General features: G+C 66.8%; 8 protein-coding genes. 1 reads left to right on the forward strand and 7 read right to left on the reverse strand.

All coding sequences use genetic code 11. The annotated features are described in order from the left end of the window. Positions 1-36: 36 nt before the first annotated feature. Positions 37-2,022: a monovalent cation:proton antiporter-2 (CPA2) family protein gene (locus tag ACSQ9I_RS30600; RefSeq protein ID WP_436315680.1), complete on the forward strand. Its 1,986-nt coding sequence runs from the start codon at positions 37-39 to the stop codon at positions 2,020-2,022. 25 nt (positions 2,023-2,047) lie between these two features. Here the strand turns inward: ACSQ9I_RS30600 and ACSQ9I_RS30605 are convergent, their stop codons facing one another. The 7 genes from ACSQ9I_RS30605 to rpmH all read right to left on the reverse strand — a co-directional run bounded on the left by ACSQ9I_RS30605 (position 2,048) and on the right by rpmH (position 7,604). Then, a complete protein-coding gene (locus ACSQ9I_RS30605) occupies positions 2,048-2,989 on the reverse strand; it encodes a zinc ribbon domain-containing protein (protein ID WP_436315681.1) in 942 nt (313 codons plus the stop codon). Positions 2,990-3,015: 26 nt separating this feature from the next. Beyond that, positions 3,016-3,483, reverse strand: coding sequence for a Crp/Fnr family transcriptional regulator (locus ACSQ9I_RS30610; protein WP_436315682.1), 468 nt, complete (start codon positions 3,481-3,483; stop codon positions 3,016-3,018). 85 nt (positions 3,484-3,568) lie between these two features. Then, positions 3,569-4,975 (reverse strand): tRNA uridine-5-carboxymethylaminomethyl(34) synthesis GTPase MnmE, encoded by a 1,407-nt coding sequence (gene mnmE / locus ACSQ9I_RS30615; protein ID WP_436315683.1) that lies wholly within the window; start codon positions 4,973-4,975, stop codon positions 3,569-3,571. 69 nt (positions 4,976-5,044) lie between these two features. Next, positions 5,045-6,724: a membrane protein insertase YidC gene (gene yidC / locus ACSQ9I_RS30620; protein WP_436315684.1), complete on the reverse strand. Its 1,680-nt coding sequence runs from the start codon at positions 6,722-6,724 to the stop codon at positions 5,045-5,047. Continuing rightward, positions 6,721-7,011, reverse strand: coding sequence for a membrane protein insertion efficiency factor YidD (yidD, locus tag ACSQ9I_RS30625; RefSeq protein WP_093107057.1), 291 nt, complete (start codon positions 7,009-7,011; stop codon positions 6,721-6,723). The genes yidC and yidD overlap by 4 nt, the downstream gene beginning before the upstream one ends. Beyond that, positions 7,008-7,394 carry a ribonuclease P protein component gene (locus ACSQ9I_RS30630; RefSeq protein WP_436315685.1) on the reverse strand — a complete coding sequence of 129 codons (387 nt, stop codon included), beginning with the start codon at positions 7,392-7,394 and terminating at the stop codon, positions 7,008-7,010. The genes yidD and ACSQ9I_RS30630 overlap by 4 nt, the downstream gene beginning before the upstream one ends. A 75-nt stretch (positions 7,395-7,469) precedes the next feature. Beyond that, positions 7,470-7,604 (reverse strand): 50S ribosomal protein L34, encoded by a 135-nt coding sequence (rpmH, locus tag ACSQ9I_RS30635; RefSeq protein ID WP_007834827.1) that lies wholly within the window; start codon positions 7,602-7,604, stop codon positions 7,470-7,472. Positions 7,605-7,908: the final 304 nt, after the last annotated feature.

The following is a 7,908-nucleotide window of genomic DNA, read 5'->3' on the forward strand; positions in this document are numbered from 1 at the left end:
CTGAACTGAGGGGTTCACATTCAGTAGCATCGGCCCATGTCCTCGTTCGATCTCACGCTGATGTACCTCTTGGCTGCGGTAATCGGCGTGGTCGTCTGCCGGTACCTCAGGCTGCCGCCGATGCTCGGCTACCTGGGGGCCGGCGTGCTGATCGGACCGCACGCCCTGGCATTCGCGCAGAACTCGGAGGGCATCCGGCACCTGGGCGAGTTCGGCGTCGTCTTCCTGATGTTCGTCATAGGGCTGGAGTTCAACCTGCCCAAGCTGCGTGCCATGCGCAAGCACGTGTTCGGCCTCGGGCTGCTCCAGGTGATGCTGACGATGGCGATCGCGACCGTGGGCGCGTTGTGGCTCGCCACCTGGCTGCCGCCGGCCTGGCACCTGGGCTGGCAGACGGCGCTGGCGCTTTCGGGCGCGCTCACCATGAGCAGCACTGCGATCGTCGTGAAACTGATGGCCGAGCGGCTCGAACTCGAGAGCGAACATGGCAAGCGCGTGATGGGCGTGCTGCTGTTCCAGGATCTCGCGGTGGTGCCCTTGCTGGTGCTGATTCCGGCGCTCGGGGCGCCGCCGGAGACGATGCTGAAGGCGCTCGCCTTCGCCTGGCTCAAGGCCAGCTTCTTGGTCGCCGTGCTGCTCTACGGCGGTCCGCGCGTGATGCGCTGGTGGCTCACGATCGTCGCGCGCCGGCGCAGTGAAGAGCTGTTCATGCTCAACCTGCTGCTCGTCACGCTGGGCTTGGCGTGGCTGACCGAGCTTGCGGGCCTGAGCTTGGCGCTGGGTGCCTTCGTCGCCGGCATGCTGGTGTCGGAAACCGAATTCAAGCACCAGGTCGAAACCGACATCCGGCCCTTTCACGACGTTCTGCTGGGGCTGTTCTTCATCACGATCGGCATGTCGCTCGACTGGCACATCGTGGTGGAGCAATGGGCCCTGGTCGCCGGGCTGCTCGTCTTGCCGCTGGCCTTCAAGCTGATTCTGGTCACGTTGCTGGCGCGCGTACTCGGGGCGACGGCCGGCGTGTCGCTGCGCACCGGGCTCTACCTTGCGCAGGCGGGCGAGTTCGGTTTCGTGCTGCTGACGCTGGCGCAGGGTCAGGAGCTCTTGCCGTCGTGGCTCGCGAACCCGGTGCTCGCGTCGATGGTGCTGTCGATGCTCGCAACGCCCTTCATCATCATGTACAGCAATCGCATCGTGCGAAAGCTGGTGGCGAGCGACTGGCTGCAGCAGTCGCTGCAGATGACGACGATCGCGCGCAAGACCATCAACACCGCGAAGCACGTGATCATCTGCGGCTATGGGCGCTGCGGGCAGAACCTGGCGCGCGTACTGGAGCGCGAGGGCATTCCGTACCTGGCGCTGGACCTCGACCCGGATCGCGTGCACCAGGCCGCCGCGGCCGGCGACTCGGTGGTCTTCGGCGACGCGGCACGGCTGCAGGCGCTGATGGCGGCCGGCCTGGCGCGCGCCAGCGCGGTGGTCGTGACTTATCTCGACGTGCCGGGCGCGCTCAAGGTGCTGGCCAACACGCGCGCGCATGCGCCGCAGGTGCCGGTGATCGTGCGCACGCAGGACGATCGCGATCTCGAAAAGCTGCAGGCCGCCGGCGCGACCGAGGTGGTGCCCGAAGCGATCGAAGGCTCTCTGATGCTGGCAAGCCACGCGCTGGCGCTGGTCGGCGTACCCATGCGGCGCGTGATCCGCGTGGTGCAGGACCAGCGCGACGCGCGCTACAACCTGCTGCGCGGCTACTTCCACGGCGCCGACGACGACAACGCCGACGAGCTCGACCACGAGCGGCTCAACAGTTTCACGCTCACCGCCGGCGCGCGCGCGGTGGGCCAGCCGCTGGATCGGGCAGCACTGCAGGCGGTGGGCGTGCGGGTGGCCAGCTTGCGGCGGCGCGACGGCAAGGCCGAGGAGGCGCGCGACGACACGGTGCTGGCGGACGGCGACACGCTGGTGCTCTCGGGCAAGCCGGGCGCGCTCGCCGTGGCGATCGAGATGCTGCAGAAGGGCTGAGAATACTGCCCGCGCAGGCCGGCCTTCAGTTGAGCAGGCTCGGATTGCGCTTCTCTTCGTCGATCCGCTGCTGGCGCCGCACGCCATCGCACTGGGCGCTTGCCCTGTATTCGGCCTTGGCGCACTGCGCGACCATGCAGCGCGCACGGCCGAAGAAGCCCTGGCCTGCGCATGCCGTTTCCGGGCTCGCGGGAGCAGCGGGTTCAACCGGTGCTGCCGCCACGACGGGTGCAGGCGCGACGGCAGCGGGCGGCGGCGCGGCAACCGGTGCAACCGGCGCAGCTTTGCGTGCCCTGGGTGCAGCGGTGACCGTGGGCTTGGCCAGTTCGGCCCGCGGAGATGGCACGGCTTGCTCCACCGGCGGCGGAACGGGAGCGGCCGGCGGTGAGGGCTCGGCCGCCGGCGCCTCGGCGACGGGCGCGGATACAGGCGGGGGCGCAGGCGCGGGCGCGGGGGACGGCACGACGACCGGCGTCGGCGCAGCGGCCTGCTGCGTCGCAGGCGGCGAGCTGGCGCTTCGTTGGCCGTACGCGTACCAGCCGCCTGCCGCAAGCACGGCCACCATCAGCACACCGAAGACACCCATCCAGACGCCATTGGATTTGCGCGCGCCGGGGAGTGCGGCTGCATGCAGCGCCGCCTTCGGCGCGCTTGCCCGCACGGCGGGTGGTGGTCGCGGGATAGGCTTTGGCTTTGGCTTGGGCCCGGCCTTGGGCGCAGGCGGCGGCGGCGGCGGCGGCGGCGAAGAGGCCGCCGTGCCCATCACGACCGTGACTTCATCCGCCGCGGGCGCCGGCGACAGCGGCATGCGCTCGGTGATGGGCCACCCGTCACTGCCGGAGGGACGCTCTTCGGCGGGTGCGGGTGCACCGGGCGCCGGCTGCGAGACCAGCCTGTGGCCGCAACCCTTGCAGAACTTCGCGCCGTCACGGTTTTCCGTCTGACAGGAAGCGCACACCACGGCCATCTACAGCGACTCCGATGCGAAAAGCTTCAAGTCACCGCGACGCGCTTGGGCCGGTTGACCATCCGCCTGGCGATGACGGCGCCGAGCGCCAATGCCATTTCCAGCGCGAGGTTGGGCTGGCGATTCGACATTTCCGAGAAGCGGATGGGCGTCAGCCGCCAGACGCGGGCGGCGCCCGTGGCCACCACGTTGGCCGAGCGCGGCAGCCTGGAGAAGAAGGCTCCTTCGCCGACCACCGATCCCGGATTGAGGATCGCGAGCCGCATCTGGCCCGTGTCGCCGATCAGGTGCACGCTGAGCGCGCCGCTCTCGATGAAGAAGAGCGTGCGATCGTTGGCGCCCTGGTCGATCAGCACCTGTCCGGCGGCCAAGTCGAACGGCTGCAGATAGCTGGCCAGCGTTTCCCACTGCTGTGGGTTGAAAGCCGGCGCAAAAGCGTCGTAACTGGTGTTCTGCGCAATGGCGCGGCAAAGATCCTGAATGCTCGATGACATGTTGCAAACCCTGCTGTGCGTCCTGGAGTATCTGCGATCGCTCTAATTTGTGGTGACGGAAGTCACAAGCACTAACACTTTTCGTCTACTTTCCGATACAAAACCGGGAAAAAATCACGCCCAGCAAGTCATCCGCGCCGAATTCCCCAGTGATTTCGTTGAGCGCATTCTGCGCAAGACGCAGCTCTTCGGCCAGAAGATCCAGCGCCTGCGCGCGCGCCGCCAGATGCTCGGCCGCCACGGCGATATGTTCTCCGACCCGCGACAGCGCTTGCACATGGCGTGCCCGAGCGAGGTAGACGCCTTCAGGCACGGCTTGCCAACCCGCGACCTCGAGCAGGCGGCGCCTGAGCGTCTCGATGCCGAACCCTGTCCTGGCAGAAAGGCTGATGCCGGTATGCGCTGCGGCCGAAGGCGCCGCGTCCTGCTTGCTCCATATATCGAGCACCGGCACGCTCGCAGGCAGCTTCTCGCTCAGCAGGCGCATGATCTCGGCGTCCGCCTCCGCGTATTCCGGCCGCTCGGCGCGTGTCAGGTCATGCAGGAAGAGCACGGCATCGGCACCCTCGATCTGCCCCCATGCGCGCGCGACGCCGATCTGCTCGACCTCGTCGGCGCTGTCGCGCAGGCCTGCCGTATCGACCACGTGCAGCGGCACGCCCTGGATCTGGATGGTCTGCGATACCACGTCGCGCGTGGTGCCCGGAATCGAGCTCACGATGGCGAGCTCGGCTCCGGCCAGCGCGTTGAGCAACGAACTCTTGCCCGCGTTAGGCTGACCCGCGATCACGACCTTGATCCCTTCGCGCAGCAGCGCACCCTGACGCGCACGCTGCTGGACCGCGCTCAGCTGCGTCTGCAGCGACACCAGCTGGCCCTGGGCATCGGCCTTCTGCAGGAAGTCGATTTCTTCCTCGGGAAAATCGAGCGTCGCCTCGACCAGCATGCGCAGGCGGATCAACGCGTCGCGCAGCGCATGGATCTCCATCGAGAACGCGCCCGAGAGCGAGCGACCCGCACTGCGCGCCGCCGCCTCGGTGCTCGCATCGATCAGATCGGCGATGGCCTCGGCCTGCGCCAGGTCGATCTTTCCATTGAGGAAGGCGCGCTGGCTGAACTCGCCCGGCTCGGCGACCCGCAGGCCCGCCAGCCGCGGCCGGCCGGTCGCGGGATCGGATTCGGTGGCGGCTTCCAGGCAGCGCGCGAGCAGCAGTTGCAGCACCACCGGCCCGCCATGTGCCTGCAGTTCGAGCACGTCTTCGCCGGTGAAGGAGTGCGGTGCCGGAAAGTGGATGGCCAGCCCGTGATCGATGGCCGCGCCGCCGGCATCGCGGAAGGGCAGGTAGGTGGCTTCGCGCGGCTTGAGGCTTCTCGCGCAGACGGCCTCGATCAATGGCGCCACCCGTGCGCCGGACACGCGAACGATGCCGACCGCGCCGCGGCCCGAAGCCGTGGCGACGGCGACGATCGGATCGGTGGTGCGCGCAAGCATGGGTGAGGATTCTTTCAGCAAAAAGGGCCGCTTCCGCGGCCCTTGTTCGAAATCGGCGCTCGGCAGCGGCTATTTGCCCAGCACGCCCAGGCGCTTGTTGATGAACCACTGCTGCGCGATCGACAACACGTTGTTCGTGATCCAGTACAGCACCAGGCCGGCCGGGAAGAAGATGAACATCACGCTGAACGCCAACGGCATGATCCACATCAGCTTGGCCTGCATCGGATCGGGCGGCGTCGGGTTGAGCCAGGTCTGGAACAGCGAGGTCGCGGTCATCACGATCGGCAGGATGAACCAAGGGTCGGGTGCCGACAGGTCGTGGATCCAGCCGATCCACGGCGCGTGGCGCATCTCGACCGAGGACAGCAGCACCCAGTAGAGCGCGATGAACACCGGGATCTGGACCACGATCGGGAAGCAGCCGCCCATCGGGTTGACCTTTTCCTCGCGATAGATGCGCATCATCTCCTGCTGCATCTCCTGCGGCTTGTCCTTGAGCCGCTCGCGCATTTCCATGATCTTGGGATTGATGGCCTTCATCTTCGCCATGCTGGCGTAGGCCTTGGCGTTGAGCCAGTAGAACGCGGCCTTGAGCAGCACCACCAGCGCAACGATCGCCCAGCCCCAGTTGCCGAGCATGCCGTGCAGCTTGTCGAGCAGCCAGTAGAGCGGCTTGGAAATGATCGTGAAGATGCCGTAGTCCTTGACCAGCTCCAGCCCCGGCGCGACGGCCTCGAGCGTCTTCTCGGCCTGCGGACCGACGAAGAGGTCAGCGTCGATCGCCTTGCTGGCGCCCGGCGCGACCGGGCCGGCCGAAGTGATCATGCCGACCGCGTAAAGGTTGGTGTCAACCTTGCGCGCGAACAGGTCGCGCTGGACGCCGTCCTTCAGCAGCCAGGCGCTGGCGAAGTAGTGCTGCACCATCGCCACGTAGCCGTTGGTCGACTCCTTCACGAAGTCGGCCTTGTTGTTCTCGATGTCCTTGAACTCGATCTTCTGGAACTTCTTGGTCTCGGTATAGACGGCCGGACCGGTGAAGGTCGAATAGAAGGACGACTCGCCCGGCGGCTTGTTGCCGTCGCGCACGAGCTGCAGATAGAGCTGCGGCGACACCGGCGCCGTGCCGGTGTTGACGATCTCGTGGCGCACGGTCATGTCGTAGGCGCCGCGCTTGAGCGTCCAGGTCTTGATCAGCTTGACCCCGCCCAGGTCGGGCGATTCGAAGCGCAGCACCAGTTCATTGGCGCCGTCCTTCAGCGCGCGCTCGCCGGTGAAGGTCATCGGCGTCTTGTGCGTGGGGAAGGCGCCGCCGATCAGGCCGGTCTGCGCCACATAGAAGCGGTTCGGACTCTGGTCGAGCAGGATGAAAGGCTTGTCCTTCTCCGTCAGGTCGTCGTGCTGGATGAACTCGCTCTGCGCCAGCGAGCCGCCTTCGGTATCGAAGGTCAGCTTGAGCACGTCGGTGCTGACCACGACTTTCTCGCCCGCCGCAGGCGCCGTCGTCGTGCCGCCCGGAACGGCTGCGGCGCCGGTGCTGTTGCTGCCGGCCGCCGCAACGCTGGCCGGCGGCACCGCACCGGAAGCCGCGCCGGCGGGCGGGGCTGCCGGTGCCGTCGCACTCACGGGAGGCTTGGTCGACGGCAGGAAGGTGGGGTTCTTGCCGTTGTAGACCTGCCATTGGTCCCACAGCAGCACCAGCGAGAAGCCAAAAATCACCCACAGGATGGTGCGGCGGATATCGTTCATGAAGAAGACTTCTTGTCGTCGGAAGAGAGAAAGGAGAACAGCGAGCCCGAAGCCGGGGTCTGGCGCTGCGCCTTGGGGGGAACCGGATCGTGGCCGCCCTGGCACCAGGGCTGGCAGCGGACGAGGCGGCGCAGGGTGAGATAGCTGCCGGCGGCTGCGCCGTGCTGCTCGAGCGCCTCGATGGCGTAGACGGAACAGGTGGGCTCGAAGCGGCAGGATGACCCAAGCCACGGGCTCAGCAACAGGCGATAGGCCTTCACGAGGCCGATCAACAGGCGCCGCATCATGCGCGCGCCGCGGCAGCCCGCTCCAGCAATTGCTGGAGCTCGGCGCGGACGGCGGCCTTGAGCTTGTCGGAGGTCGCGCTCACGAATTCCTTGCGATCGAAAGCAGAACGCAGGCGCACGACATGCGCCGCGGGCGGCAAGAAAGCTTCGGAGGCGGCGCTCACTTGATAGATCTGGCGCTTGATGGCGTTGCGGGTGACCGCACGGCGGGCCCAGCGTTTGGGGACCATTGCGCCGAGCCAGACGACCTGCGTTTCAAACAGTGGCGTGGCACCCGGCTGCGCATCGAGCGCGCAACGGTGCAATGCGAAGTGGGCGGTGCGCGCCACGGTAGCACCTGCGAGGACGGCCTGGAATTGCGCGCGGGTCTTGAGCCGCTGCATGGGAGCCAAGCGCAAAGCGCCGACGGACGATGACGGCGGCAGCGCTACGACTGGCAACGGTAACTACAGTCGCCGTTAGACGGCGAGGCGCTTGCGGCCCTTGGCGCGGCGCGCGTTGATGACGGCGCGGCCGCCGCGGGTCTTCATGCGGACCAGGAAGCCGTGGGTACGGGCGCGGCGGACTTTGGATGCTTGGTAAGTGCGTTTCATGATGGTTTTCCTGCTTGACCCGGAGGCCGGTTTTCCGACCCAGGGATCCGGGGTGGTGCTGCAAAGTGCTGCTAGTTGCAGCTCATACCCCGAAACACACAAAGAGGTTTTCAGGGAAACCCGCGATTATCGCAAACATTCTGCCGAACAACAATCCGAGGCCGCTTTCACGCCGTTTTCGTGCTCGCCGCAACGGTGTGGATAAGGTTTTGACAAGTTAGAATCGACGACCCATCACGGGTGCGACTATCCACAAACACAAAACGAAAAATGGCCGAGGGACACACCACATTTCAGAGCACCC

This window comes from Variovorax sp. LjRoot84 (genome assembly GCF_964254305.1).
Classification (GTDB): domain Bacteria; phylum Pseudomonadota; class Gammaproteobacteria; order Burkholderiales; family Burkholderiaceae_C; genus Variovorax.